The sequence below is a fragment of the Streptomyces sp. Tue6028 genome (assembly GCF_002300165.1).
Lineage (GTDB): Bacteria > Actinomycetota > Actinomycetes > Streptomycetales > Streptomycetaceae > Streptomyces > Streptomyces siamensis.
Map to the genome: position 1 here is coordinate 241,825 of NZ_MLCE01000003.1, position 25,408 is coordinate 267,232.

The window sequence follows — 25,408 nt, forward strand, 5'->3', positions numbered from 1 at the left end:
CCATGTCCCCCTCCTCGGGGTGCCATCCAACACAACCGAACGCGAGGCTTGGATCTCACTCCCATGTAAGGGCTCCGTCAAGGGTTCTGACGAGATATCGAACAACCGTTACCACTTCTCTTCCAACAGAGTCCGACACGTCCTACCGTAAACGCGCATCATTGTCGCGGACATGTCGTCATCCCATCTTTCGCGAGTTCGGAGGAACGTAACGATGCGTCACCTTCACACCCGCACAACCCGCAGAAGAGTGGTCGGAGCGCTAGCCGCCGGACTGTTGTGCGCGGCCGGCCTCGCCTCACCGGCTCTCGCCGCCCCCGGGAGCGCCCCCGGCGCACCGGCCACGGCCTCCCCCGCCGCCCCGGCTCTGGCCGACGGTCTCGCCCTCACCCCTCCGATGGGCTTCAACAACTGGAACTCCACGCACTGCCGGGCGGAGTTCAACGAAGACATGGTCAAGGGCATCGCGGACATCTTCGTCGACAAGGGCCTCAAGGACGCCGGTTACCAGTACGTCAACCTGGACGACTGCTGGGCCCTGCCCGGCCGGGACGCGAACGGCAAACTGGTGCCCGACCCCGTGCGGTTCCCCGGCGGGATCAAAGCGGTCGCCGACTACGTGCACGCCAAGGGGCTCAAGCTCGGGATCTACACCAGCGCCGGCACGAAGACCTGCAACAGCGCGGGATTCCCGGGCGCCCTCGGCCACGAGTACAGCGACGCCCAGCAGTTCGCGGACTGGGGCGTCGACTACCTCAAGTACGACAACTGCAACAACCAGGGCGTCGACGCCCGGCAGCGCTACACGACCATGCGTGACGCGCTGAAGGCGACCGGGCGGCCGATCGTCTACAGCATCTGCGAATGGGGCGAGAACAAGCCCTGGGAATGGGCCGCGGACGTCGGCCACCTGTGGCGCACGACCGGGGACATCAGCGACAGCTGGGGCTCCATGCTGTCGATCCTCAAGCAGAACCTGCCGCTCGCCCCGCACGCCGGTCCCGGGCACTGGAACGACCCGGACATGCTGGAGGTCGGCAACGGCGGCATGACCGACACCGAGTACCGCTCGCACTTCTCCATGTGGTCGGTCATGGCGGCCCCGCTGCTCATCGGCTCGGACCTGCGCAAGGCCTCCGCGGCGACCTTCGACATCCTCGACAACAAGGAGGTCATCGCAGTCGACCAGGACCCGCTGGGCAAGCAGGGCGCGGTGGTGTCCTCCTCGGGCGGACGCTGGGTCGTCTCCAAGGAGATGAGGGACGGCAGCCGCGCCGTGGCGCTGTTCAACGAGACCGGCAGCGCACAGCGCATCGCCACGACCGCGCAGGCCGTCGGCCTGCCCGCGGCCGACGCGTACACCCAGCGCGACCTGTGGCGGCACAAGAGCTACAACACCGCCGGCACGATCTCGGCGACCGTACCCGCGCACGGCACGGTCCTGTTCCGCGTCGCGGCCGACCCCCGGTGGGCCGAGAACCCGCCCGCCGTCGAACTCGGCCTGGACGGAAGCCCGTTGGTGGAGGCCGGAAAGGCGGCCACGCTGACGTCGACGGTCACCGACCTCGGCCGCACGCCCGCGAGGCAGGTCTCGGTGACGATGAGCGGGCCCGAGGGCTGGACGGTGCGGGCGACCGGTCCGACCACCCAGGCCGTCCTGCCGACCGGCCGTGCCCTGCGCACACAGTGGCGGGTCACCGCGCCCGAGGGCACGCCCACGGGCTCGTACGACCTCACGCTGACGACGGCGTACCGCTCGCCGACCGGGGTACGGGCCGAGACCGTACTGCCGTTGAAGGCGTCCGTGGTCGTGGCGCCCCCTTCGGGTGTCTCCTCCCTCGGCGACCTGCCGTGGCTGTCGACGACCAACGGCTGGGGACCGGTCGAGCGCAACACCAGCAACGGGGAGAGCGCCGCCGGGGACGGTCATCCGATCACTCTGGGCGGGGTCGCCTACGCCAAGGGGCTCGGTGTGCACGCCGAGAGCGCCGTCGAGTACTACGCCGGCAAGGCGTGCGAGACGGTCACCGCCGACGTGGGCGTGGACGACGAGAAGGGCGCAAAGGGCACCGTCGCCTTCGAGATCTGGGCCGACGACGTCAAGGTCGCCTCGACCGGCGTGCTCACGAACGCGATGCCGGCCCAGCCGGTCACGGCCGATGTGACCGGCGCCCAGGTGGTCCGGCTCGTCGTCACCGACGGCGGCGACGGGATCGACTCGGACCACGCGGACTGGGCGGACGCGAAGCTCAGCTGCTGAGGCCGTGACAGCGCGAGGGCGGGGCGTACGACGGCGGACCGGCCGACGCGACGCCCGCCCTCGCTCGGGGCCGGGGGGCGCGGGCGCCCTGCTTGTGGGCACCCGCCGCGGGGAAGTCCCGGCCGCAGGCACGGCACGGACGGACCGCCGGCAGGAGCCCGCGAAGCGGGAACCTCTCCCGCCGTGCCCCGCCCCGACGCCCCGGCGTCAGCCCCTCAGACCCCGGCCGCGGTCGTGCTCGTCCTGCGGGTGAGCGCGGCCGCCGCCGCGCCGACCAGGCCCGCGTCCGTGCCCATCAGCGCGGGCGCCACGGTCAGGCGCTGCACGAAGGACAGCGTCGCGTAGTCGGCCAGCGCCCTGCGCAGCGGCGCGAAGAGGACCTCGCCGGCCTTGGCCACTCCCCCGCCGATGACGGCGATGTCGATCTCGACGAGTGTCGCGGTCGCGGCGATGCCCGCGGCGAGGGCCTGCGCGGCCCGCTCGAAGGAGGCCACGGCCACCGGGTCTCCGGCGCGGGCGGCCTCGCCGACCGCGGCGGCCGTGGTGTCGCCGTCCGGGCCGGGCCGCCAGCCGGCGTCCAGTGCGCGGCGCGCGATGTTCGGGCCGCTGGCGATGCGCTCCACACAGCCGCGGGAGCCGCACGGGCACGCGTCGCCGTCGAGGTCGACACTGATGTGGCCGATGTGGCCCGCGTTGCCCGTGGGGCCGGGGTGCAGCTGCCCGTTGAGGACGAGTCCGCCGCCCACCCCGGTGGACACCACCATGCACAGCGCGTTGTCGTGGCCGCGGGCGGCGCCCTGCCAGTGCTCGGCCGCCGTGATGGCCACGCCGTCGCCGATCAGCTCCACGGGGAGCCCACCGGTGGCCCTGCGGACCCCCTCGACCAGCGGGTAGCCGCGCCAGCCGGGCACGTTCACGGGGCTCACCGTGCCGGCGGAGGCGTCCACCGGGCCCGCGCTGCCGATGCCGGCCGCCCGTGCCCCGCTCCACAGCGGTGAGACGGTGAGCTCGCCGAGCACGTCCTCGACGGCGCGCATCACGGTGTCGCCGTCCTCCTGAGCGGGCGTCGCGCGCTGCGCGCGCAGCAGGATCCGGCCGTGGCCGTCCACCAGCGCTCCGGCGATCTTGGTGCCGCCGATGTCGAGCGCGGCCACGAGGTCGGTGTGCATCAGTGTCAGAACTCCCAAGGCGGTGTCGTGCCGGGCCCGCCGCGCTGCGGGTCCGGGTCTCCGGCCGGGTGCGGGCAGGACCGGACCCTGCCGGACGCCGTGCGAAGGGCGCCGTGACGACGGCAGGGACCGCACGCCTCGAGGGGAAGGCGCAGGCCGGAGATTGCGGTGGACAGTGTCTCCCGCATCTGACAACGTTGTCCAGGCTCTATGCTCGACGCCACATCCTCATACAACCCCATGGACCGGCGCATCCCCGTGGACGACAGGACAGGACAGCACATCGTGGCAGAGACCGCCCGCCGAGCAGACCGCCTCTCCGGAAGCCGCTACGGAAACCGTCCGACCATGAAGGACGTAGCGGCGCGTGCCGGAGTCGGCCTCAAGACGGTCTCGCGCGTAGTCAACGGCGAGCCGGGGGTCACCCCGGACACCGAGCGCCGCGTCCAGGAGGCCATCGAGGCGCTGGGCTTCCGCCGCAACGACAGCGCGCGCGTGCTGCGCAAGGGGCGCACCGCGAGCATCGGCCTCGTCCTGGAGGATCTCGCCGACCCCTTCTACGGTCCGCTCAGCCGCGCTGTGGAGGAGGTGGCCCGCGCCCACGGCGCGCTGCTGATCAACGGCTCCAGCGCCGAGGACCCGGACCGCGAGCAGGAGCTGGTCCTCGCCCTGTGCGCGCGCCGGGTGGACGGCCTGGTGGTGATCCCGGCCGGTGACGACCACCGTTATCTGGAGCCGGAGATCAAGGCGGGTGTCGCGATCGTCTTCGTGGACCGTCCGGCCGGGAAGATCGACGCGGACGTCGTCCTGTCGGACAGCTTCGGCGGCGCCCGCGACGGTGTGGCACACCTCATCGCGCACGGCCACCGCCGGATCGGCTTCATCGGCGACATGCCGCGCATCCACACGGCCGCCGAGCGACTGCGCGGCTACCGGGCGGCGATGGAGGACGCGGGCATACCGGTCGAGGACGCGTGGATGTCCCTCGGGGTCACCGATCCGCAGCGGGTGCGCGAGGCGGCGGAGGAGATGCTGTCGGGTCCCTCCCCCGTCACGGCGATCTTCGCCGGCAACAACCGTGTCACCGTCACCGTGGTCCGTGTCATCTCCGAGATCGGCCGCCCCGTGGCCCTGGTGGGCTTCGACGACATCGAACTCGCCGATCTCCTGAACCCCGGCGTCACCGTGGTCGCCCAGGACGCCGCCGCCCTCGGCCGCACCGCCGCCGAACGCCTCTTCCGCCAGCTCGACGGCACCCTCGTCACGCCGGAACGCATCGAACTCCCCACCCGCCTGATCACCCGCGGCTCGGGGGAGCTGCCGCCGTCGAGCTGAACACGCCGGGCTGTCCGGGCCCTCTATGAGGACGGCTCCGCGTTCCTTACGATGACCGCGCACGCGTCATCCCCGGTCAGCCATCCGACGGCGAAAGGCCTGACGGAACAGTGGACGATCGTACGCTCGAAGCACTCGGCCTCTCCGAAGCCCCTCGCGAGCATCCCCTCAGCTACCCAGGCGTCTGGCCGTCCGGTGCAGCCGCTCCTACCTGCTGAAGAAGAAACTGCTGCTGCTCGTGGGGTTCGTGTTGACTGCTCCCCTCCCTGAAGGGTGGAGGTTCCAGCCTTCGGGGTTGAGTGGGGATGTACGGCTCAGGCTGCCGCTTGGGCTGGCAGCCCTGGCGGTCTTACGCCCTCGACACCGTCCGGGTTCAGACCAGCCCGGATGAGCATCACGCGGGCGGAGTTCTTGTCCCGCGGGGACACGGCTCCGCACGCGATGCAGGCATACGTTCGTTCTGACAGAGGCAGTGCGTGCTTGGTTCTCGCTCCGCACTGCGCACAGTCCATGGTGGTGTGCGCCGGGTGAACCAGGCGGATGTCCCGCCCGTGCTTGCGACCCATCTCGATCAGCGCCTTCTTGGTGGCGCCGATGGCGGCATCGGCCGCCTTGCGGGCCATGGTGGTCTTCGCCAGGAACTTCGGCCTGAAGTCCTCCACCGCCACCACGTCATGATCGCGCACCACGGACTTCGCCCACTTGCGGGCAGCGTCCTCACGCTGCCGGGCCACCTTCTTGTGCAGCTTCGCGGCCTGCGTCTGTGCGGTGCGGTATCCCTTCGACGCGGGCTGTGTCTTCGGGCGCCGACGGCGGGCCATCATGCGCTGGTAGCGGGCCAGCCTCTGCGCGGCCCTGCGACCGTGTTCGGCGTGCGGCAGGTCGTGGGCATCCGATGTCGTGGTGGCAATCTCCTTCACACCCCAGTCCACCCCAAGCACCCGACCGGTCGCGGGCAGCGGCTCCACGGGGGCAGGTGCGACGAAGGACGCGTACCAGTGGCCCAGCGTGTCCTGATACACGCGCACGCTGGACGGGACGGCCGGAAGCTCCCGCGACCACACCACCCTCACCACAATATTGTTGGCCAGGTGCAGGCGGCCGTCCTTCAGGCTAAAACCGCGCCGGGTGTAGTTCAGACTCGGCCGACCATCCCGCTTCCTCTTCCAGTGCGGCATCCCGGCACGCCGATGCGGCGGCAGCCCGTCCTTGATGTCCTTCAGAGCTTTCCCACGGGATCTGGCGAAGTCGCGGATCACCTGCTGCTGCGGAACACTCGCGCCCTCGGCAAGCCACGGCGTCACCCTCCGCGCCTGCGTCAGCATCCTGTCCATCTGCGCCGCACCGCACGTCAGCTTCTGACCCGTCGCCTGGCTCTGCCGGTGCACCGCCTTGGACTTGGCCACACACTCGTTCCAAACCCACCGGCACCGCGCCCACTCCGCTTCCAGCGCACGACGGGCCGTCGCCGACAGACGCACACGGAACGTGTACCGGGCATGACCCACACCCCCCGATACCTGCGCTCCTGTCGACATGCACCCGAACCTACCCAGGAGCACTGACAGTTGAGAGTTGTTGATCATCACGGGCTTCCGCGCCTCGTCGTGGAGTGGACGCCAGATCGCCCGGGCGGCCATCCTGTAATCCGTGCCCTGCTCCGCAGGAGTCCGATTCCTCCCCGGCCTGCAGGCCGGCGCCTCCTCGGAGGAAGCCGGTGAACGTGCGGCTGCGGAGCCGGCTCAATCAGCGGGCCAGGCGGGTCGGTCCGCGGCGGACGTGAGGCACCGCGGGAGTGCGGCGCCTGGTGCGCCGCCGCCCGTGCTCCGCGGGGCGACGGCGTACCGGGACCATGTCGCTCAGGCGCCCGAGATCGTCAGATCCGCCCGCCTCGGCGACGCGAAGCCCTCCAGGTCGGCTCGGGTCAGACCGGTCAGACGGGCGACCTCGGCGATGTCGAGGGCGCCGCAGTCCAGGCCGCGGAGCAGATAGCCGCTGAGGGCCTTGGCGGTGGCGGGCTCGTCCATGACGTCGCCGGCGGCGTGGTTGGCGTAGCGGGCGAGGCGGGCCGCGGCCTGCTCGAAACCCTCGCGGTAGAAGGCGAAGACGGCGGCGTAGCGGGTCGGGATGTGGCCGGGGTGCATGTCCCAGCCCTGGTAGTAGGCGCGGGCCAGGGCCCGGCGGGTGAGGCCGTAGTGCAGGCGCCAGGCGTCGTGGACCTTCTCGGTGGGGCCGACCGGGAGGACGTTCGTCGAGCCGTCCGAGACGCGTACGCCGGTGCCGGCCGCCGCGACCTGCATGATCGCCTTGGCGTGGTCGGCGGCGGGGTGGTCGCTGGCCTGATAGGCGGCGGAGACGCCGAGGCAGGCGCTGTAGTCGAAGGTGCCGTAGTGCAGTCCGGTGGCCCGGCCCTCGGCGGCCTGGATCATGCGGGCGACGGTGGCGGTGCCGTCGGTGGCGAGGATGGACTGGCTGGTCTCGATCTGGATCTCGAAGCCGATCCGGCCGGGCTCCAGCCCGTGCGCCTTCTCGAACGCCTCCAGGAGGCGGACCATCGCGGTGACCTGCTCCGCGTACGTCACCTTGGGCAGGGTGAGGACGAGTCCGCCGGGCAGGCCGCCGGCCTCCATCAGACCGGTCAGGAAGACGTCGAGGGTGCGGATGCCGCGGTCGCGCACCGGGGCTTCCATGCACTTCATACGGATGCCCATGTAGGGGGCCGCCGTGCCGTCCCGGTAGGCTTCCGCGACCAGACGGGCCGCACGGGCCGCCGCCTCGTCCTCCTCGGCGTCCGGGCGCGGGCCGTAGCCGTCCTCGAAGTCGATGCGGAGGTCCTCGACGGGTTCCCGCTCCAGCTTGGCCCGTACACGGTCGTGGACGGGTTCCGCGAGTTCGTCGGCGAGACCGAGGACGGCGGCGAACGAGGCGGCGTCGGGGGCGTGCTCGTCCAGGGCGGCGAGGGCCCGGTCGCCCCACGTGCGGACGGTGTCGGCGGCGAACACGTCACCGGGGACGTAGACGGTGTGGACGGGTTGCCGGGTGCCTGGGTCTCCGGGGTAGCGGCGCTCCAGCTCGGCGTCGACCGGGGCGAGAGAGGCGCTGATCTCCTCGCTGACGGCGCCCGCCAGGCTCGTCGCCACCTTCTCCTGCTGACCCTGACCCATCCCACACCCTCCAGTTTTCCGCACTACGGAATCAACAATCCGTAGAGCGAAGTTATCCGGGGACCTTCCCGCCGGTCAACACCCTCTTGGATCGCGGGACGCTCCGGCACCGCGCCGAGTTCACCCCTGTCTCGCTTCCTGCTTCCACACTGTGGTGCGCACCCCTCATCCTGACTCGCGACCGAAGGAGACGGCGTGTCGAACTCCAGCAGAGTGACCCGGCGTACGGGGCTCAGGACCGCGGCGGCCACGGCGCTCGCGATGCCCCTGCTCAGCACGGCCCAGGCCGCCGCCTCCCGGCGCGGCGGCCGGCCCCTGGACGTGATGACGTTCAACCTCCGCTACGCCGGCACCGCCGAGCCCCACAGCTGGGCCGCGCGCCGCCCGGCGATGCGGGAGCTGCTGCGCCGCGGGACGCCGCACGTCATGGGGACCCAGGAGGGCCTCTACCACCAGGTGCGCGACATCGCGTCCGACCTCGGCGCGCACCACGAGTGGATCGGCACCGGCCGTGCGGGCGGCAGCCGCGACGAGTTCATGGCCGTCTTCTACGACACGCGCCGGCTCACTCCGGTGGAGTACGAGCACTTCTGGCTCTCGGACACGCCCGAGGTGATCGGCTCGAACACCTGGGGCGGGGTCTGCGTCCGCATGGTCACCTGGGTCCGGTTCCGCGACCTGCGTGCCGGGGAGCGCGAGTTCTACTTGCTCAACACCCATCTGGACAACCGCAGCGGCGGCGCGCGCGCCCGTGCCGCCGCGCTGATCGGGCAGCGGCTCGCGGGGCTCGACCCCTCCCTGCCGCTGCTCGTGACCGGCGACTTCAATGTCGCCGCCCACCGGGACCCGGTGTACGACACGCTGCTGGGCGCGGGCCTGGTCGACGCCTGGGACGCCGCGGCCGAGCGCGGTCCGTCGTACGCCACCTTCCACGGCTACCGGCCGCTGGTGCCGGACGGTGACCGCATCGACTGGATCCTCGCGACGCCCGCGGTGGCCGTGCACCGGGCTTCGGTCGACACGTTCTCCCGGGACGGACAGTTCCCGAGCGACCATCTGCCGGTGCGGGCCTCACTGACCCTGGGATGAGGCGAGGCCCCCGCGACCGTACGGTCGCGGGGGCCTCGTCGTCACGAAGTCGCTCAGCCCTTGCGGGTCTTGATCTCCTCGGTGAGCTGCGGGACGACGTCGAAGAGGTCGCCGACCACGCCGTAGTCGACCAGGTCGAAGATCGGGGCCTCGGCGTCCTTGTTGATCGCCACGATCGTCTTCGAGGTCTGCATACCGGCACGGTGCTGGATCGCACCCGAGATGCCGGACGCGATGTAGAGCTGCGGCGAGACCGACTTGCCGGTCTGGCCGACCTGGTTGGTGTGCGGGTACCAGCCGGCGTCCACCGCGGCACGCGAGGCACCCACGGCCGCGCCGAGGGAGTCGGCGAGAGCCTCGATGATCGAGAAGTTCTCCGCGCCGTTGACGCCACGGCCACCGGAGACCACGATGGCGGCCTCGGTCAGCTCCGGACGGCCCGTCGACTCACGCGGCGTACGCGCGGTCACCTTCGTGCCCGTCGCCTGCTCCGAGAAGGACACGGACAGGGCCTCGACCGCACCGGCGGCCGGAGCGGCCTCCACGGCGGCCGAGTTCGGCTTGACCGTGATGACCGGGGTGCCCTTGGAGACACGGGACTTGGTGGTGAAGGACGCGGCGAACGCGGACTGCGTGGCCACCGGACCCTCGTCACCCGCCTCCAGGTCGACCGCGTCGGTGATGATGCCCGAGCCGATCCGGACGGCGAGACGGGCGGCGATCTCCTTGCCCTCCGCGGAGGAGGGGACCAGCACGGCGGCCGGGGAGACGGCCTCGACGGCAGCCTGAAGGGCGTCGACCTTCGGCACGACCAGGTAGTCGGCGTACTCGGCGGCGTCGTGCGTGAGGACCTTGACCGCGCCGTGCTCGGCGAGCGCGGCGGCGGTGTTCTCCGCACCGGAACCCAGCGCGACGGCGACCGGCTCGCCGATGCGGCGGGCCAGGGTCAGCAGTTCCAGGGTGGGCTTGCGGACGGCACCGTCCACGTGGTCGACGTAGACGAGAACTTCAGCCATGGGATTGCTCTCCTGCTTGGATGAGTTGAGGGGCGGTCAGCGACTGCTGGGCTCAGATGAACTTCTGGCCCGCGAGGAACTCAGCGAGCTGCTTGCCGCCCTCGCCCTCGTCCTTGACGATCGTGCCGGCGGTGCGCGCCGGACGCTCGGTCGCGGAGTCGACCTTGGTCCAGGCACCCTCGAGGCCGACCTCGTCCGCCTCGATCTCCAGGTCCTCCAGGTCCCAGGACTCCACCGGCTTCTTCTTGGCCGCCATGATGCCCTTGAAGGACGGGTAGCGAGCTTCGCCCGACTGGTCGGTGACCGACACGACGGCGGGAAGCGAGGCCTCCAGCTGCTCGGACGCGGTGTCACCGTCACGGCGGCCCTTGACCACGCCGTCCTCGACGCTCACCTCGGACAGCAGCGTCACCTGCGGCACGCCCAGGCGCTCCGCCAGCAGAGCGGGGACCACACCGGCGGTGCCGTCCGTGGACGCCATACCGGAGATCACCAGGTCGTAACCGGCCTTCTCGATCGCCTTGGCCAGCACCAGCGAGGTACCGATGACATCCGTGCCGTGCAGGTCGTCGTCCTCCACGTGGATCGCCTTGTCCGCGCCCATCGACAGCGCCTTGCGCAGCGCGTCCTTGGCGTCCTCAGGACCGACGGTCAGCACGGTGATCTCGGCGTCGTCCGCGTCCTCGGCGATCTGCAGCGCCTGCTCGACGGCGTATTCGTCGAGCTCGGACAGCAGGCCGTCCACGTCGTCACGGTCGACGGTCAGGTCATCGGCGAAGTGCCGGTCGCCAGTGGCGTCGGGCACGTACTTCACAGTGACAACGATCCTCAAGCTCACGCCGGCTCTCCTACTGCATCGTCATTTCTGGGCTGCCTGCTTTCAGGCAGCATAGGCGCCTGAAGCGGCCGATCCCGGTCGGGGCGGCCCGCGCTCCGAACGAAATATTACTCGTCAGTACACCCACCGGACGCACACTAAGCAAGCGCTTTGGACTGTGACCTTGGCAACGCTGCGTAACCGGCGGGTAGAACCGGCGAGTAGCACCAACGGGTAACTCTCTGCCCCGGGATCGCCCGCTCAGTCCCGCAGACCGTTGAAGCGACCCTGGTGGTACACGAGCGGACGGCCCGGGCCCGAGTGGTCGCCGACGACCACCTCGGCCAGCACGATGCGATGGTCTCCCGCGGGTACGCGCGCCACGACCCTGCACACCAGCCAGGCGAGTACGTCGTCCAGGACGGGCACCCCCTCCGGGCCCTCGCGCCACCGGGTGGGCGCGCCGAAACGGTCCGCGCCGCTCTTCGCGAAGGTGGCCGCCAACTCCTGCTGGTGCTCGCCGAGCACATGGACGCCGACATGGCCGGTCTCGGAGATCGCGGGCCAGCTGGAGGCTCCGGTCCCGATCCCGAAGGAGACGATCGGGGGCTCGGCGGAGACCGAGGTGAGCGAGGTGGCGGTGAAGCCGACGGGTCCCGAGTCGCCGGCCGCCGTGATCACGGCCACTCCCGCGGCGTGTCGCCGGAAGACGGAGCGCAACAGGTCGGGGGAGGCGAGCCGAGCGGTACCCAGGTCGGGTGTGGCCGTCATGGAGTTGTCCTTCTGCGGGAGTGACGTGGGAGTCCCCCCGCTCGCGCGAAGCCGGGAGTGAGGGGCGGGGCCGTGACTGCTCAACAGCCCGGACAGCACGCACTCGCGGTGCGGGCCAGGTCCACGTGGACGCGCTCGAAGAGAAGGAGTTCCGGGGGCATACGGTCAGGCTGACGATAGGTGGTGCGTGCAGTCAAGTGCGTCCCGTCATCTGGGAGATGCGTCACCATGATCGTCACGGCCTCAGACGGCCTCCCCCAGCGCGGCGATCACATCGGCCTTACGCGGCTGGCCGGTGGCCCGTCGGACGACCCGCCCCTGCGCGTCGAGCACCAGCACGGTGGGTGTCTTGAGGATGTCGAGCTCGCGCACGAGGTCCAGGTGGTCCTCGGCGTCGATCTCGATGTGCGTCACGCCCGGGACCATGTGCGCGACCTCGCCGAGGACTCTGCGGGTCGCCCGGCAGGGGGCGCAGAAGGCGCTCGAGAACTGGACGAGTGTGGCCCGTTCACCGAGCCCCTCCCCCAACTCCGCCGCGCCGAGCCTCTTTCCGCCGTCGCGCCCGCGCACTCTCACCCTCCCGCTCCGCCGCCGATGCAGCACTCCGTACGCGCTCGCCGCCACGAGCACCACCACGCACACCACAAGTCCGGTCATCGTCTGCACAAGCATTCACGAGACCGCAAAGATTCCCGTCCCCTCGGATCGCCTCCGGTGCGGAATGCTTGATTCATGGACATCGACGTGAGGGGACCGCGGTTCGGTGCGGCCGTGACGGCCGTCGTTCTGGCGGTGGTGCTGATCACCGGGAGCGCCTGGCTGCTGGCCTGGCAGACGCTGGCGTTCGCGCTCGGGGCGGCGGGCGGGGTGGGTCGCTCTCCGTACGGCTGGCTGTTCCGGCGCGCCGTGCGCCCCCGGCTCGGGCCGCCGACGGACTTCGAGGCGCCCGAACCGCCGCGGTTCGCACAGGCGGTGGGGCTCTTCTTCGCGGTCGTCGGACTCGCCGGCTACGCGATCGGACCGGAGTGGCTGGGGCAGGCGGCGACCGGTTGCGCGCTCGCGGCCGCCTTCCTCAATGCCGCATTCGGGTACTGCTTGGGGTGCGAGATGTACCTGGTCATACGGCGGGTCACGGCCCGCGCGGAGTAAAGGCGAGTTAAAAGTCCGAGGTGGAACTGACGATGGACGTGACGAGAATCTCGCCGCCGTCCGGCACCAGGACTGGCCCCTCGCCCGTTCTTCGGGCACGATCTGCGCATTGCCGTAAACCTACGGCTGCGTAACTTCCCGCCGGGAGACCCCTTCCCTGGCAGAGAGAAGGGTCCACCGCCTCCATGGCAGAGCTTGTCTACCGTCCCGTCGTCGGTCTCGCCAAAACGATGTTCAAGGTCTGGGATCTCAAGATCGACTGCAAGGGATCGGAGAACATTCCGCGCTCGGGCGGCGCCGTGCTGGTGAGCAATCACATCAGCTATCTCGACTTCATCTTCGACGGCCTGGCCGCGTTGCCGCAGAAGCGCCTGGTGCGTTTCATGGCGAAGGAGTCCGTCTTCCGGCACAAGATCTCCGGCCCGCTGATGCGCGGGATGAAGCACATCCCGGTGGATCGCAAGCAGGGCGAGACGGCGTATCAGCACGCCCTGGAGTCGCTGCGCTCCGGCGAGATCGTCGGTGTCTTCCCCGAGGCGACCATCTCGCAGTCCTTCACGCTGAAGAGCTTCAAGTCGGGTGCCGCGCGCATGGCCCAGGAGGCCGGCGTCCCGCTGATCCCGATGGCCCTGTGGGGCACTCAGCGACTGTGGACCAAGGGCCACCCGCGCAACTTCAAGCGCAGCCACACCCCGGTCACGATCCGGGTCGGCGAAGCGGTGGAGGCCCCCAAGGACCAGTACGCGGGGGCCATCTCGCGACGGCTGCGCGAGCGCGTCCAGGAACTCCTGGAGGCCGGCCAGCGCGCCTATCCCGTGCGGCCCAAGGGCGCGGACGACACCTGGTGGATGCCCGCCCACCTCGGCGGCACGGCACCGACCCCCGAGCAGGTGCGCGCGGCCGAGGCCCGCTGAATCGTCACTCCGGGGCGTGCACGGTGATGCGCGCCCCGGGGCTGAACTTCTCCAGGAGTTCGGCGAGTTCGGCTCCGGCGCTCTCGACGTCGGCGACCGGCATCGGCGCGAGGCTCTCCAGCAGGAAGAGCGCGGAGACGGACTCCTCGGTGAGCCTGGTGCGCGGCCCCTGCCGCCAGTTCCACCGGCGGCAGGTCACGCCCTCGTCGTCGCACCACACCACCTCACCGGCGTCGGGGTGCTCGACGACCTCCGCGCCGCCCGCGACGGTGACGAAGTCCTCGCCGCCGGTGGCGCGTACGAGCCGCATCGCGCCCCGGATGCGGTCGGTGTCCTCGCCGCCGACCGGAATCAGCCGGGCGACGCTGACGGCGTTGTAGAGGTCCACCAGCACGTTGATCCGGGGCAGACCGGAGTCGGCGAGTGCGCGCCGTGCCAGCGCCTCCGCCGAGTTGCGGGTGCGGGAGGGCTTGGAGCCGAACGCCGTGTAGACCTCGCGCCAGGCCGCCATGTGCGGGTCCTCGTGCGGGGATCGGCCGTCCAGCCGCCGGGCCAGCCGCCGGCCCGCGTCGTCGAGGAGCGCCGAAGTCGCCTCGGTGCTCGGCCCGTTGACCAGTCCGTGGGCCTCGACGGCGACATGGGTGAAGCCGGGCGCGAGGGCCCGCACCTCGTCGGACACGGTGAGCGTGGGAGTCATCGTCTGCCTTGCCTCAGAGTGCGGTGGGGAGCGTCTTCCACAGGGTCGGCCGGTCGGGTGCGGCCTTCAGGACGTCGAGCACGACCGGGTGAGGTTCAGCGTACAACACTGGATAGTCCAACTCATTGGACTCGGGGTCGGGCGTGAAGGCAAGCCGCTCACCCTTCAGGGAGAACTGGGCGTCGACACCGGGCTTGTTCCCCCGGGGGTCCTGCCGGTGCCACGCTCCGTCGAACCGGACGGCGACGAGCCCGTGCACCTCCTCGAACCGCTGGTAGCAGAACCCGGTCGGGATGTCCTCGGCCCGCAGCAGCGCGGCCAGGGCGTGAGCCTTGGCGAAGCAGATGCCGGTGCGCCGCTCCAGGACGTCGGAGGCGCGCCAGGTGACCCGGAGATCGCCCGAGTCGTACGAGTGCGGAATGGCGTCACGCACGAACTCGAAGGCCGATCGCGCATAGTCATACGAGTCGGTGGCACCCTTGGCGAGGTGCGCCGCCGTCGCGCGCACCCTCGGATGGTGGTGGTCGATCACGTCGTCGGCCGCCAAGTAGGCGGAAAGATCTACGGTGTCCTGGATCAGCTCCATGCGCGCAGAGCATAGGAATGCGACCACCCGAGCGTCAATGACTTTTCGGGTGGCCGCATATCTATGCATCTTTGGAGCTGCCTACCGGTGCGCCATCTCCTCCTTGAGGGCGGCCACGAACCGGTCGACGTCCTCCTCGGTCGTGTCGAAGGCGCACATCCAGCGGACGTCCCCCGCCGCCTCGTCCCAGAAGTAGAAGCGGAAGCGCTTCTGCAGTCGCTCGCTGACCTCGTGCGGCAAGCGCGCGAAGACCGCGTTGGCCTGCACCGGGTAGAGGATCTCCACGCCGTGCACCGCGCGCACGCCCTCGGCCAGACGCTGTGCCATCTCGTTGGCGTGACGGGCGTTGCGCAGCCACAGGTCCTTGGCGAGCAGCGCCTCCAGCTGGACGGAGACGAAGCGCATCTTGGAGGCGAGCTGCATGGACAGCTTGCGCAGGTGCTTCATGTGGCTGACGGCGTCCTGGTTCAGGACGACGACGGCCTCGCCGAACAGCGCGCCGTTCTTCGTGCCGCCCAGCGACAGGATGTCGACGCCGACCGCGTTGGTGAACGTCCGCATCGGGACGTCCAGGGCGGCGGCCGCGTTGGCTATCCGGGACCCGTCCAGGTGCACCTTCATGCCACGGGCGTGCGCGTGGTCGCAGATCGCCCGGATCTCGTCGGGCGTATAGAGCGTGCCCAGCTCGGTGCTCTGGGTGATCGCCACCACCTGCGGCATGGCGCGGTGCTCGTCCTCCCAGCCCCAGGCCTGCTTGTCGATCAGTTCCGGGGTGAGTTTGCCGTCGGGCGTGGGCACGGTGAGAAGCTTGAGGCCGCCCATGCGCTCGGGGGCGCCGCCCTCGTCGACGTTGATGTGCGCGCTCTCCGCGCAGATCACCGCGCCCCAGCGGTCGGTGACCGCCTGGAGCGCGACCACGTTCGCTCCGGTGCCGTTGAAGACCGGGAAGGCCTCCGCGGTCGCCCCGAAGTGGCTGCGGACGATCCGCTGGAGGTTCTCGGTGTAGTCGTCCTCGCCGTAGGCGACCTGATGGCCGCCATTGGCCACGGCGAGGGCGGCCATCACCTCCGGGTGGGCCCCGGCGTAGTTGTCACTGGCGAAACCGCGGACCTCCGGGTCGTGGTGACGACGCGCATCGGTCCTGGGAGGGTTCACGGCTTCTCGGTCAGCCACAGACGCTTTCCGTTCACTTCGGCGGCGGGCTTGCTCCAGACCCCGGCGATGGCATCGGCCAGGTCCTTGACGTCCGTGAAGCCCGCGAACTTCGCGTTGGGACGCTCGGCGCGCATCGCGTCGTGCACCAACGCCTTGACCACCAGGATCGCAGCCGCCGATGTCGGCCCCTCGGCGCCCCCGGCCTTGCGGAAGAAGTCGCCCATGGCCAGCGTCCACGCCTCGGCCGCGGCCTTCGCGGCGGCGTAGGCGGCGTTGCCCGCGCTGGGGTTGCTGGCGCCGGCGGCGCTGATCAGGACGTAGCGGCCGCGGTCGCTGCGCTGGAGCGCCTCGTGGAAGGCCAGCGAGGTGTGCTGCACGGTACGGACGAGCAGCAGTTCCAGGAAGTCCCAGTCGTCGAGGCTCGTCTTGGTGAAGGTCTCGCTGCCGCGCCAGCCGCCCACCAGGTGCACGAGCCCGTCGACGCGCCCGAACTCCTTCTCGATGTGCGTGGCCCAGTCACGGGTGGACTGCAGGTCGAGCAGGTCGACCGGCTCACCGGTGACGGTGGCGCCGCCCGACGCGTAGCGGGCCGCGTCCACGGCCTCGGCGAGACGCTCCGGGTCGTTGTCCGCCCCGACGACCGTCGCGCCTTCCTCGGCGAGCCGCAGCAGCGCCGCCCGGCCGGCGGGTCCGCCCGCACCGGCCACTGCGATCACCGCACCGCTCAGTGCCCCGTTCCCGTTCCCCATCTTCGCCTCCTGGTGAGCGATGTTCCCGGCGCGGTCGCTCACGCGGCGACCCGCTCGGTGCTGTCCGCGGTGATGCCCTTGGTCGCGGCGATCACGTTCTTGAGCTTCTTGGACAGTGCCTCATAGAACATGCTCAGCGGAAACTCGTCCGGAAGCACGTCGTCCACGAGCTTGCGCGGGGGCTGGGAGAGGTCGAGCGCGTCGGGGCCCTTGGCCCAGCGGGAGCCGGGGTGCGGGGCGAGGTAGGTGGAGACCAGGTCGTAGGCCTTGAACCAGTGGACGAGCTTCGGGCGGTCGATGCCGGCCCGGTACAGGTCCTCGATCTCGGCGCACAGCTGGTTGGTGACCTGCGGGGCACGCTGCCAGTCGATGTGCAGCTTGTTGTCGGTCCAGCGGACGACGTCGTGCTTGTGCAGGTAGGCGAAGAGCAGCTGGCCGCCGAGGCCGTCGTAGTTGCGGACGCGGTCGCCGGAGACCGGGAAGCGGAACATCCGGTCGAAGAGCACGGCGTACTGCACGTCACGACCGTGCGCGTTGCCCTCGGCCTCCAGCTTCACGGCCTCCTTGAAGGCGGTGAGGTCACAGCGCAGCTCCTCCAGGCCGTACATCCAGAACGGCTGGCGCTGCTTGATCATGAACGGGTCGAAGGGCAGGTCGCCGCGGCTGTGGGTGCGGTCGTGGACCATGTCCCACAGTACGAAGGCCTGCTCGCAGCGCTCCTGGTCGTGGACCATGGCCGCGATGTCCTCGGGCAGCTCCAGACCCAGGATGTCCACGGCCGCGTCGGTGACGGCGCGGAAGCGGGCGGCTTCGCGGTCGCAGAAGATGCCGCCCCAGGTGAAGCGCTCGGGCGCCTCGCGCACCGCGATGGTCTCGGGGAAGAGAACGGCCGAATTGGTGTCGTAACCCGCGGTGAAGTCCTCGAAAGTGATGCCGCAGAACAGCGGATTGTCGTAGCGCGTGCGCTCCAGTTCGGCCAGCCAGTCGGGCCACACCATGCGCAGGACGACCGCTTCGAAGTTGCGGTCCGGGTTGCCGTTCTGCGTGTACATCGGGAAGACGACGAGGTGCTGAAGGCCGTCCTCGCGGCTCGCGGCGGGCTGGAAGGCCAGCAGCGAGTCGAGGAAGTCCGGCACCTGGAAACCGCCGTCGGCCCAGCGCCGGAGGTCCTTCACGAGCGCCTCGTGGTACTCGGCATCGTGCGGCAGCAGCGGGGCGAGCTGCTCGACGGCCTCCGTGACACGGCGCACGGCCGCCTCCACCTGAGCCGCCTCGGGGGCGCCCTCGGCGTCGAGGTCTATGGAGCCGTCCTTGGACTGCCAGGGGCGGATCTCCTCCACGGCATCCTTGAGCACGGGCCATGCCGGGTGCTCCACCACCCTGCCCACGGGAGGAACCCGCTCCTCCGTACCCACCTGCACAAGAATTTCCGTCATGTCCCATCCTCCACGGGAGAACCTCGCGTCTGGACACCGTATGTAAACGAGGTTCCTTCACGCAAGAGGAGACTCGGGAGATTATCCTGCGCAACCCCCATCATCACCGTTCTTTTTCCTGCCGGACACCGTGCGGGCGATTACTTCCGCTACGCGGCGCTGGGCGGTCCGGGCGTCCTCGAGGAGTTCGGGGAAGCCGAAGAACCCGTGGAACATGCCCGGGTGCACGCTCTCCGTCACCCGCACACCGGATGCCCGGAGTTTCGCGGCGTACGCACGGCCCTCGTCGTGGAGGAGATCGAAGCCCGCGGTGACGACGTGGGCGGGCGGCAGACCGTGCAGGTCGGCCACCAGGGGCGAGGCGTGCGGGTGCGCCCGGTCGCCGTCGGCCCCGAAGTACTGCTCGGCGAACCAGCGGCCATGGGCCGGCGTGAGGAAGTAGCCCGGGCCGCCCCGGCCCGGCAGCTCCGTGCGCGGGCGGACGTCGGTCGCCGGATAGACGAGCACCTGGAGCGCCAGTGGGGGGCCACCCCGGTCGCGGGCGACGAGCGCGGCGACGGCCGCCAGATTCCCGCCCGCGCTGTCGCCCGCGACGACCAGCGCGCCCGGGTCACCGCCCAGTTCGCCGACGTGCCGCGCGGCCCAGCACAGCGCGGCGTACACGTCGTCCACGGCGGCCGGGAAGCGCGCCTCGGGCGCGAGCCGGTAGTCGACCGACACCACGGCCGCGTCGGCGTCCCGGCACAGGGCCCGTGCGACGGGGTCGTGGGAGTCCAGGCCCCCGATGACCCAGCCCCCGCCGTGCAGGAAGACGACGGTGGGGCGGGGCGCCGGCGGCCGGGCCCGGTCCGCCGCCGGGGCGGACCGGCGAGACGGTGGCAGGTAGATCCGTACGGGGATGTCCGGGGCGCCCTGTGATCCCGGTATCGCGCGGTCCTCGACCGAGCCCACGGTCGGCGGCTCGAACGGCCAGGCGGGCGCGGCGGCGAGGAGTCGCCGGGCCTCGGCCGCATCCGTGACGGCACCCCCGAGGTCCGGGAAGTGGAGCCTGATGGCGTCGAGGAGGACGAGGACGTCGGGCGCGGGTTCGGTGGGCATCACGGTTCCCCTTCGGGGCGGTCGGGCCCGGGCCGATCGGGCTCTGGGTGATCGGGTTTTGGGCGGTCAAGATCGAGGCGGTCAAGATCGGGGCGGTCGGGGGAAACTCTCCGTACGCACCGCCGTCCACCGGCAGGCGCTCACGGATGTCCACCGGTGTTCACGGGCGGTCGCGGGCGGTCGCCGACCGTCATCGGTTTGCACGACTTGCACGGCTTTCGCCACTGGCACGGCTGGCACGGATTGCGCGGTCTCACGGCTTCCATCGGCAGTGAACATGACTAGTCGTCAGGCCTTCGGACCGCAAGACGCCCCCGGTCAACCACCGGAGGACTCGCCCACCCGCGAGTGACCCGATCGGGCGGAAAGAGGCCGTACCCCTGCCGACCACCCCCATTGCCCCGTGTACGAACGGGTACACGGGGCGGCGGGACCACTAGGCTGCGGAGTCGCGTGGGCGGCCCCGTCGCCACCACGCGCGAGCCGAGCCGCCGTCGACGGAAGCGAGTCGAATCTTGAACTTCCTCACCATCGGTCATCGTGGAGTGATGGGTGTCGAACCCGAGAACACTCTCCGTTCCTTCGTCGCCGCCCAGCAAGCGGGCCTCGACCTGATCGAACTCGATCTGCATCTGAGCAAGGACGGCGCTCTCGTCGTCATGCACGACGCCGAAGTGGACCGTACGACCGACGGCTCGGGGCCGATCGCCGAGATGACCCTCGACGAGCTGCGCGCCCTGGACGCGGGGCGCGGGGAGCGCGTCCCCGTCTTCGAGGAGGTCCTGGACGCGGTCGACACACCGCTGCAGGCCGAGATCAAGGACGCGGCGGCGGCCAGGGCGCTGGCCGAGGTCATGCACCGGCGCGACCTGGTCGGACGGGTCGAGGTGTCGTCGTTCCATGACGAGGCGATCGCCGAGATCGCCCGGCTCGTGCCCGGCGTGCGCACCGCCCTCATCGCGAGCCGATACGGCATCGATGTCGTGGAGCGGGCCACGGCCGTCGGAGCCGCGACCGTGTGCCTGAACATCCGCAGGCTGACGCTGGAGGTCGTCGAGCAGGCCCGCAAGGCCGACCTGCGGATCATCGGCTGGGTCGTGAACACCCAGGAGCATCTGCGGCTGGTACGCGCGCTGGAACTGGACGGCGCGACCACCGACTATCCCGAGATCAAGCGCACCGGCCGCTTCACCGCGTGACGGCCGCCGCGCGGCCCACGGCCCGTCCGTGACGACGTCACGGACGGGCCTGAAGACTCCGACCTGACGGCCGCGGCCCGGCCATCCGCTCTTGCCGCGGCACGGCCCGGGTCAGACGAGCGGCTTGACAAGCAGCTCGAACTGGAGGTCGTCGCGCTGCGGGATGCCGAAGCGCTCGTCGCCGTACGGGAAGGGCGTCATCCTCCCCGTACGGCGGTAGCCGCGCCGCTCGTACCAGGCGATGAGGTCCTCGCGCACCGAGATCACCGTCATGTGCATCTCAGTGATCCCCCAGGTCTCACGCGCGGTCCGCTCCGCCTCGGCGATGATCACCTTGCCGAGGCCGCCGCCCTGGAGGTCGGGGCTGACCGCGAACATGCCGAAGTAGGCGTGGTCACCGCGGTGTTCGAGCTGGCAGCAGGCGACGAGCGCGCCGTCCCGCTCCACGGTCAGCAGCCGGCTGTCGGGCGCCTCGACGACCGCCAGCACGCCCTCGGGGTCGGTCCGCCGGCCTTCGAGGATGTCCGCCTCCGTGGTCCAGCCGCCCCGGCTGGACTCCCCTCGGTACGCGGACTCGATCAGCGCGACCAGGGCGTCCACGTCGCCGTCGGTGGCATCGCGGAAGGTGAGTCCGGTGGAGGCGGCGGTGTCCATGGAACGTATCTCCGTTCGGTGGCGCGGCTGAGGCACCGATGAGCCTAACCCTCCCCTACTCTCCTGGTGCATGGTGCATGTACTGAGCAGCCGAACCCTCCTGCGCCCCACCGACCCGGAGCGCTCCCGCACTTTCTACGGCGAACAGCTGGGCCTGGACGTCTACCGGGAATTCGGCACGGGCCCCGAGCGTGGCACCGTCTACTTCCTCGGCGGCGGCTTCCTGGAGGTCGCCGGGCACTCCGAGACCCCGCCGTCCCCCGCGCTCAAGCTGTGGCTCCAGGTCGCGGACGTGGCGGCGGCGCACGAGGAGCTCACCGCGGCCGGGGTCGAGGTGGTGCGCCCGCCGGTCCGGGAGCCGTGGGGGCTGATCGAGATGTGGATCGCGGACCCGGACGGCACGGAGATCGTGGTCGTGGAGGTCCCCGGGGACCATCCGCTGCGCTACCGGCCCTGAGCTCCGTACGAGGTTCCCGGCGCCCGACGTCCGCCCGACCCCTGCCGACTCGGGCGGGCGCCGAGGGGCTGCGCCGGCGCGGAGCCGACGGAGGGCGGGACGGGACGGCGGGTGACGGGACCGGCCGGCGGGCGGCGTCGAGGGAATTGAACTCCGTTCAGGGAAAGCTGAGCGTTGTTCAGGAATTAACTTTCGCCGCAATTATTGATCCGCAAACAACACCCTTTACTCAACATCAAACTTACTGACACGTATTCAGAAACAACCAAATCCAGCCCTTCCGCTGGAATTAACAATTCCACATCGGCTGATGCATAGAATGGATCAACCATGGCCCGTCACGGGGCACCCGCGAGCTCCGGCAGGGACTTCGGCGCAGGGGAGGGCAAGTGGAGAAGCGGTTGCGCTTCAAGATTCTCGGTCCGCTGAGCGTGCTCGCGGACGACGGTCAGGTGAAGGTGGGCGGGCCGCGCCACCGGACCATTCTGGCGCTGTTGTTGCTCAATCCGGAGAGGACGGTATCGGTCGACAGGCTGGTCGACGCCGTCTGGGGCGACCAACCGCCCGCCACCGCACGCACCCAGGTATCGATTTGCATTGCCGCCTTGCGCAAATCATTCAGGAAAGCTGGATTCTCCGAGGAAGTCATCGTCACGGCTCACCCGGGATATCTCCTGCGGGCGAGCGAGCATCAACTCGACAGCCTCGAATTCTCCGCGCTGGTCTCCGGCGCGGAGCACGCCGCCCGGCAGAAACGGCTGTCCGACGCCGCCGAGCACTACGCCGAGGCACTTCGCCTGTGGCACGGCCCCGCATTGGCGGGCGTGACCGGCGCGGCCGTGGAGGACGAGGCGCGCCGCCTGGAGGAGTTACGGCTCAACACCTACGACGACGCCATCGGAGTCGAACTGGAGCTCGGTAACCACCAGAGAATCATCCCGGAACTGGCCGCCACGGTGCGCGCGCACCCCATGCGCGAGCGCACCCGGCACCATCTGATCACCGCGCAGTACCGTTCCGGCCGCCGCGCCGAGGCGATGGAGACGTTCCGGCTGGGGCGCCGGCTGTTCATCAACGAGCTCGGCCTGGAACCGGGCCCGGCGCTGCGCGAGCTGCACGACGCGATCCTGCATGACGAGGTGGAGCCGGCCGCCGGCGAGCGGGAGTCCGCCTCGACGGAGCCCGAAGAACCCCGCGATCCGGTGGGCAAGCCCTTCGAACTGCCGCCGGACGTACCGGGGTTCACCGGACGGGTGCGGGAGATGGCTCTGCTGGACGCCCTGCTGGAGCGTACGGAGGAGGTCCGCGGCCCGACGGCGGGTCTCGTCACGGGGGTCGGCGGACTCGGCAAGACCTGCCTCGCCGTGCACTGGGCGCACAGCGTCTCCGAGCACTTCCCCGACGGCCACCTCTTCGCCGACCTGCGCGGCTACGACGAGCACCACGAGCCCGCCCCGGTCGGTGAGATCCTGGGCCGGTTCCTGCGGTCGCTCGGCGTCCCCGGCGACCGCATCCCGGTGGGGCTGGAGGAGCGGGCCTCGCTCTACCGCAGCATCCTCGCCGAGCGGCGGGTGCTCGTGGTGCTCGACAACGTCCACTCCTACCCGCACATCGTGCCGCTGCTGCCGAGCAGTCCGGGCTGCTGTGTGCTGATCACCAGCCGGGAGCAGCTCGCCGAGCTGGTCGCCTGGCCGCCGCAGTGCCGGGTGCAGCTGGGCCGGCTCACCGGACCCGAGGCCGTGGAGCTGCTGGGCCGCATCGTCGGGGAACGGCGCGTCGCCGACGACCCCGCCTCCGTCGCCCGGGTCGCCGAGCTGTGCGACCGGCTGCCGCTGGCCCTGCGGATCGCCGGGGCGCGACTCGCCGCCAAACCGCACTGGACGGTGGCGCGGCTGGTGGCGCTGCTCAGCGACGAGCGCCGCCGCCTCGACGAGTTGAGCGAGGGCGAGTCACAGGTCAGAGCGGGCTTCGCGGTGAGCTACCGATACCTGAGCGACGAGGCGGCACGGCTCTACCGGCTCCTCGGACTGCTGGAGATGCCGGACTTCGCTCCCTGGCTCGGCGCCGCGGTGCTCGACACGGATCCCGCGACCGCGGAACGGCTCCTGGAACAGCTCGTCGACGCGCAGTTCCTGGACGTGACCGCCGCGGACGCCACCGGAGGCCCCCGCTACCGGTTCCAGAACCTGCTGCGCCTGTACGCCCATGAGTGCGCCCACCGGGAGGAGCCGGACGAGGAGCGGCGGGCCTCTCGCGAGCGGGCCTTCGGCAGCGCGCTCTCCCTGGCGGAGCTGGCCCACCGCCGCTTCTACGGGGGCGACTTCAGCATCATCCACGGCACCGCCGCGCGCCGTCCGTTGCCGGCCGACCTCGCCCGTGACCTCGCCGCCCGGCCGCTGAAATGGCTGGAGGCGGAACGGCTCGCCCTGTCCGCCGTGGTGGAACAGGCGGCGGAGCACGGGATGGACGAACTCGTCTGGGACCTCACCATGTCGACGGTGGTGCTGTTCGAGACCCGCGACCACACCGACGACTGGCGGGCCTGCGCGGAGCGTGCCCTCGCCGCGACACGGGCCGCCGGGAACGTCCGGGGGCAAGGCGCGATGCTGCACATCCTGGGCGCGCTGGAGATGCGCCTGCGGCGGTTCCCGGAGGCCGACGCCTGCTTCGCCGCCGCACTGTCCCTGCATGCGCGGGCCGGGGAGCGGCACGGGCGCGCACTCGTGCTGCGCAGCATGGCGATGATCGACGAGATGCGCGGCGAACTGACGCGCGCGATGCGGCGCAGCACCGAGGCGCTGGAGGTCTTCCGGGAGGTGGGCGACCTCTCCTCCGAGGCCCATGTGCTCAACAACATGGCGCAGATCGAGCTCGACCGCGGCCATGTGGACGAGGCGGCCGAGCTGGGCCGGGAGTCCGTGCGGGTCGCCGAGGCCATCGGGGAGGGCGGCTCGCGCAGCGTGGCGCTGGCCACGCACCGGCTCGGCCGGGTCCTGCTGGCTCAGGGGCGTTTCGTCCGGGCCGAGGAGGCACTCCTGCGCATGGTGCGGATCGTGCAGGACAACTCCGACACGCTGGGACTCGCGCACGGGCTGCTGGCTCTGGGCGAGGCGCGGCTCGGGGCGGGACGCTGGGAGCAGGCCCGCATGACGCTCACGCAGGCGCTGGAGGCCGCGTCCCAGGTCAGCAATCCCCTGGTGGAGGGGAAGATCAAGCTGGCGCTGGGCGAGACCTGCGCGAAGTGCGGTCACCGCACCCGCGCGCTGCGCCATCTCGCCGAGGCCCGCGAGTGCTTCGCACGCATCGATGTGAAGCCGTGGCTGGACCGGGTCGACCAGGCCCTCGAAGCGCTGAGCACCGAGCGGGCACCCGCACTGGACACGGCGCAGCCGTCCCAGGCCGATGGCGCGCACGACCGCGGGAGCACGGCACGGGCCGCGGCGGCGACCTCGCTGCGTCGCCGCTGAGCCGGGGGCACAGGTCGCGACAACGATGCCCTGACGGCCGGCACCGCGACGGGACGTGTCGCGGCCGATGGAAGGGGAGTCGCCACGACGCTCCGGCGGATGGCTCAGTGCGCCGGGACGGAGCGGGCGACGACCACGGTGGTACGACGCGAGGGCGAGGGGGCGCCACCGGGACCGGGGGGGCGCCACCGTCCCCGGCGGTAGGCCGCCGATCCTCGTTGAGTAC

At 70.8% G+C, this 25,408-nt stretch carries 23 protein-coding genes; 8 read left to right on the forward strand and 15 right to left on the reverse strand.

Annotation, left to right across the window (positions count from 1 at the left end; all coding sequences use genetic code 11):
* Positions 1-214 precede the first annotated feature (214 nt).
* A complete protein-coding gene (locus tag BKI49_RS02960) occupies positions 215-2,260 on the forward strand; it encodes an NPCBM/NEW2 domain-containing protein (protein ID WP_179332309.1) in 2,046 nt (681 codons plus the stop codon).
* Between the two features lie 215 nt (positions 2,261-2,475).
* Here the strand turns inward: BKI49_RS02960 and BKI49_RS02965 are convergent, their stop codons facing one another.
* A complete protein-coding gene (locus tag BKI49_RS02965) occupies positions 2,476-3,429 on the reverse strand; it encodes an ROK family protein (protein ID WP_095932581.1) in 954 nt (317 codons plus the stop codon).
* Between the two features lie 240 nt (positions 3,430-3,669).
* On the opposite strand from BKI49_RS02965, the gene BKI49_RS02970 reads away from it, so the two are divergent.
* The gene (locus BKI49_RS02970; protein ID WP_179332310.1) at positions 3,670-4,764 is read left to right on the forward strand and encodes a LacI family DNA-binding transcriptional regulator; all 1,095 of its coding nucleotides are present in this window, start codon (positions 3,670-3,672) and stop codon (positions 4,762-4,764) included.
* 314 nt (positions 4,765-5,078) lie between these two features.
* Here BKI49_RS02970 and BKI49_RS02975 read toward each other — a convergent pair whose 3' ends face one another.
* Together BKI49_RS02975 and BKI49_RS02980 are read right to left on the reverse strand one after the other, a co-directional pair.
* Entirely contained in the window at positions 5,079-6,302 is a 1,224-nt protein-coding gene (locus BKI49_RS02975) for an RNA-guided endonuclease InsQ/TnpB family protein (RefSeq protein WP_095932624.1), read from the reverse strand.
* A gap of 321 nt (positions 6,303-6,623) precedes the next feature.
* Positions 6,624-7,928, reverse strand: a complete 1,305-nt coding sequence (locus tag BKI49_RS02980; protein ID WP_095932582.1) for a DUF6986 family protein — start codon at positions 7,926-7,928, stop codon at positions 6,624-6,626.
* A 195-nt stretch (positions 7,929-8,123) separates the two neighbouring features.
* Here BKI49_RS02980 and BKI49_RS02985 point away from each other — a divergent pair, with 195 nt between their 5' ends.
* Positions 8,124-9,017, forward strand: a complete 894-nt coding sequence (locus BKI49_RS02985) for an endonuclease/exonuclease/phosphatase family protein (RefSeq protein WP_257004589.1) — start codon at positions 8,124-8,126, stop codon at positions 9,015-9,017.
* Between the two features lie 53 nt (positions 9,018-9,070).
* Here the strand turns inward: BKI49_RS02985 and BKI49_RS02990 are convergent, their stop codons facing one another.
* The 5 genes from BKI49_RS02990 to BKI49_RS03005 all read right to left on the reverse strand — a co-directional run bounded on the left by BKI49_RS02990 (position 9,071) and on the right by BKI49_RS03005 (position 12,278).
* Positions 9,071-10,033: an electron transfer flavoprotein subunit alpha/FixB family protein gene (locus tag BKI49_RS02990; RefSeq protein WP_095932583.1), complete on the reverse strand. Its 963-nt coding sequence runs from the start codon at positions 10,031-10,033 to the stop codon at positions 9,071-9,073.
* 52 nt (positions 10,034-10,085) lie between these two features.
* The gene (locus tag BKI49_RS02995; RefSeq protein ID WP_095932584.1) at positions 10,086-10,871 is read right to left on the reverse strand and encodes an electron transfer flavoprotein subunit beta/FixA family protein; all 786 of its coding nucleotides are present in this window, start codon (positions 10,869-10,871) and stop codon (positions 10,086-10,088) included.
* A 240-nt stretch (positions 10,872-11,111) separates the two neighbouring features.
* A complete protein-coding gene (locus BKI49_RS03000; RefSeq protein WP_095932585.1) occupies positions 11,112-11,621 on the reverse strand; it encodes a flavin reductase family protein in 510 nt (169 codons plus the stop codon).
* 80 nt (positions 11,622-11,701) lie between these two features.
* On the reverse strand, positions 11,702-11,851 hold the full coding sequence (locus BKI49_RS36270) for a putative leader peptide (RefSeq protein WP_373557513.1): 150 nt from the start codon (positions 11,849-11,851) through the stop codon (positions 11,702-11,704).
* Between the two features lie 13 nt (positions 11,852-11,864).
* A complete protein-coding gene (locus BKI49_RS03005) occupies positions 11,865-12,278 on the reverse strand; it encodes a TlpA family protein disulfide reductase (RefSeq protein ID WP_095932626.1) in 414 nt (137 codons plus the stop codon).
* Between the two features lie 75 nt (positions 12,279-12,353).
* On the opposite strand from BKI49_RS03005, the gene BKI49_RS03010 reads away from it, so the two are divergent.
* On the forward strand, positions 12,354-12,770 hold the full coding sequence (locus BKI49_RS03010) for a DUF4395 domain-containing protein (protein ID WP_095932586.1): 417 nt from the start codon (positions 12,354-12,356) through the stop codon (positions 12,768-12,770).
* A 185-nt stretch (positions 12,771-12,955) separates the two neighbouring features.
* Positions 12,956-13,684: a lysophospholipid acyltransferase family protein gene (locus BKI49_RS03015; RefSeq protein WP_095932587.1), complete on the forward strand. Its 729-nt coding sequence runs from the start codon at positions 12,956-12,958 to the stop codon at positions 13,682-13,684.
* Between the two features lie 4 nt (positions 13,685-13,688).
* Here the strand turns inward: BKI49_RS03015 and BKI49_RS03020 are convergent, their stop codons facing one another.
* The 6 genes from BKI49_RS03020 to BKI49_RS03045 all read right to left on the reverse strand — a co-directional run bounded on the left by BKI49_RS03020 (position 13,689) and on the right by BKI49_RS03045 (position 19,405).
* Positions 13,689-14,381 carry a B3/B4 domain-containing protein gene (locus BKI49_RS03020; protein WP_095932588.1) on the reverse strand — a complete coding sequence of 231 codons (693 nt, stop codon included), beginning with the start codon at positions 14,379-14,381 and terminating at the stop codon, positions 13,689-13,691.
* Positions 14,382-14,394: 13 nt separating this feature from the next.
* Entirely contained in the window at positions 14,395-14,967 is a 573-nt protein-coding gene (locus tag BKI49_RS03025; protein WP_095932589.1) for a transglutaminase domain-containing protein, read from the reverse strand.
* Between the two features lie 81 nt (positions 14,968-15,048).
* Positions 15,049-16,122 carry a threonine aldolase family protein gene (locus tag BKI49_RS03030; RefSeq protein ID WP_095932590.1) on the reverse strand — a complete coding sequence of 358 codons (1,074 nt, stop codon included), beginning with the start codon at positions 16,120-16,122 and terminating at the stop codon, positions 15,049-15,051.
* Positions 16,119-16,871 carry an SDR family oxidoreductase gene (locus BKI49_RS03035; protein ID WP_095932627.1) on the reverse strand — a complete coding sequence of 251 codons (753 nt, stop codon included), beginning with the start codon at positions 16,869-16,871 and terminating at the stop codon, positions 16,119-16,121. The genes BKI49_RS03030 and BKI49_RS03035 overlap by 4 nt, the downstream gene beginning before the upstream one ends.
* 38 nt (positions 16,872-16,909) lie before the next feature.
* Positions 16,910-18,307: a DUF6421 family protein gene (locus BKI49_RS03040; protein WP_095932591.1), complete on the reverse strand. Its 1,398-nt coding sequence runs from the start codon at positions 18,305-18,307 to the stop codon at positions 16,910-16,912.
* Between the two features lie 81 nt (positions 18,308-18,388).
* The gene (locus BKI49_RS03045) at positions 18,389-19,405 is read right to left on the reverse strand and encodes an alpha/beta hydrolase (RefSeq protein WP_095932592.1); all 1,017 of its coding nucleotides are present in this window, start codon (positions 19,403-19,405) and stop codon (positions 18,389-18,391) included.
* 515 nt (positions 19,406-19,920) lie between these two features.
* Here BKI49_RS03045 and BKI49_RS03050 point away from each other — a divergent pair.
* Positions 19,921-20,604, forward strand: coding sequence for a glycerophosphodiester phosphodiesterase (locus BKI49_RS03050; RefSeq protein ID WP_095932593.1), 684 nt, complete (start codon positions 19,921-19,923; stop codon positions 20,602-20,604).
* Positions 20,605-20,715: 111 nt separating this feature from the next.
* Here BKI49_RS03050 and BKI49_RS03055 read toward each other — a convergent pair whose 3' ends face one another.
* A complete protein-coding gene (locus BKI49_RS03055; RefSeq protein ID WP_095932594.1) occupies positions 20,716-21,258 on the reverse strand; it encodes a GNAT family N-acetyltransferase in 543 nt (180 codons plus the stop codon).
* Positions 21,259-21,328: 70 nt separating this feature from the next.
* Between BKI49_RS03055 and BKI49_RS03060 the strand changes: the two genes are divergently transcribed.
* Together BKI49_RS03060 and BKI49_RS03065 are read left to right on the forward strand one after the other, a co-directional pair.
* Positions 21,329-21,715 (forward strand): VOC family protein, encoded by a 387-nt coding sequence (locus BKI49_RS03060; RefSeq protein WP_095932595.1) that lies wholly within the window; start codon positions 21,329-21,331, stop codon positions 21,713-21,715.
* A 389-nt stretch (positions 21,716-22,104) separates the two neighbouring features.
* Positions 22,105-25,182, forward strand: a complete 3,078-nt coding sequence (locus tag BKI49_RS03065; protein ID WP_095932596.1) for an AfsR/SARP family transcriptional regulator — start codon at positions 22,105-22,107, stop codon at positions 25,180-25,182.
* Positions 25,183-25,408: the final 226 nt, after the last annotated feature.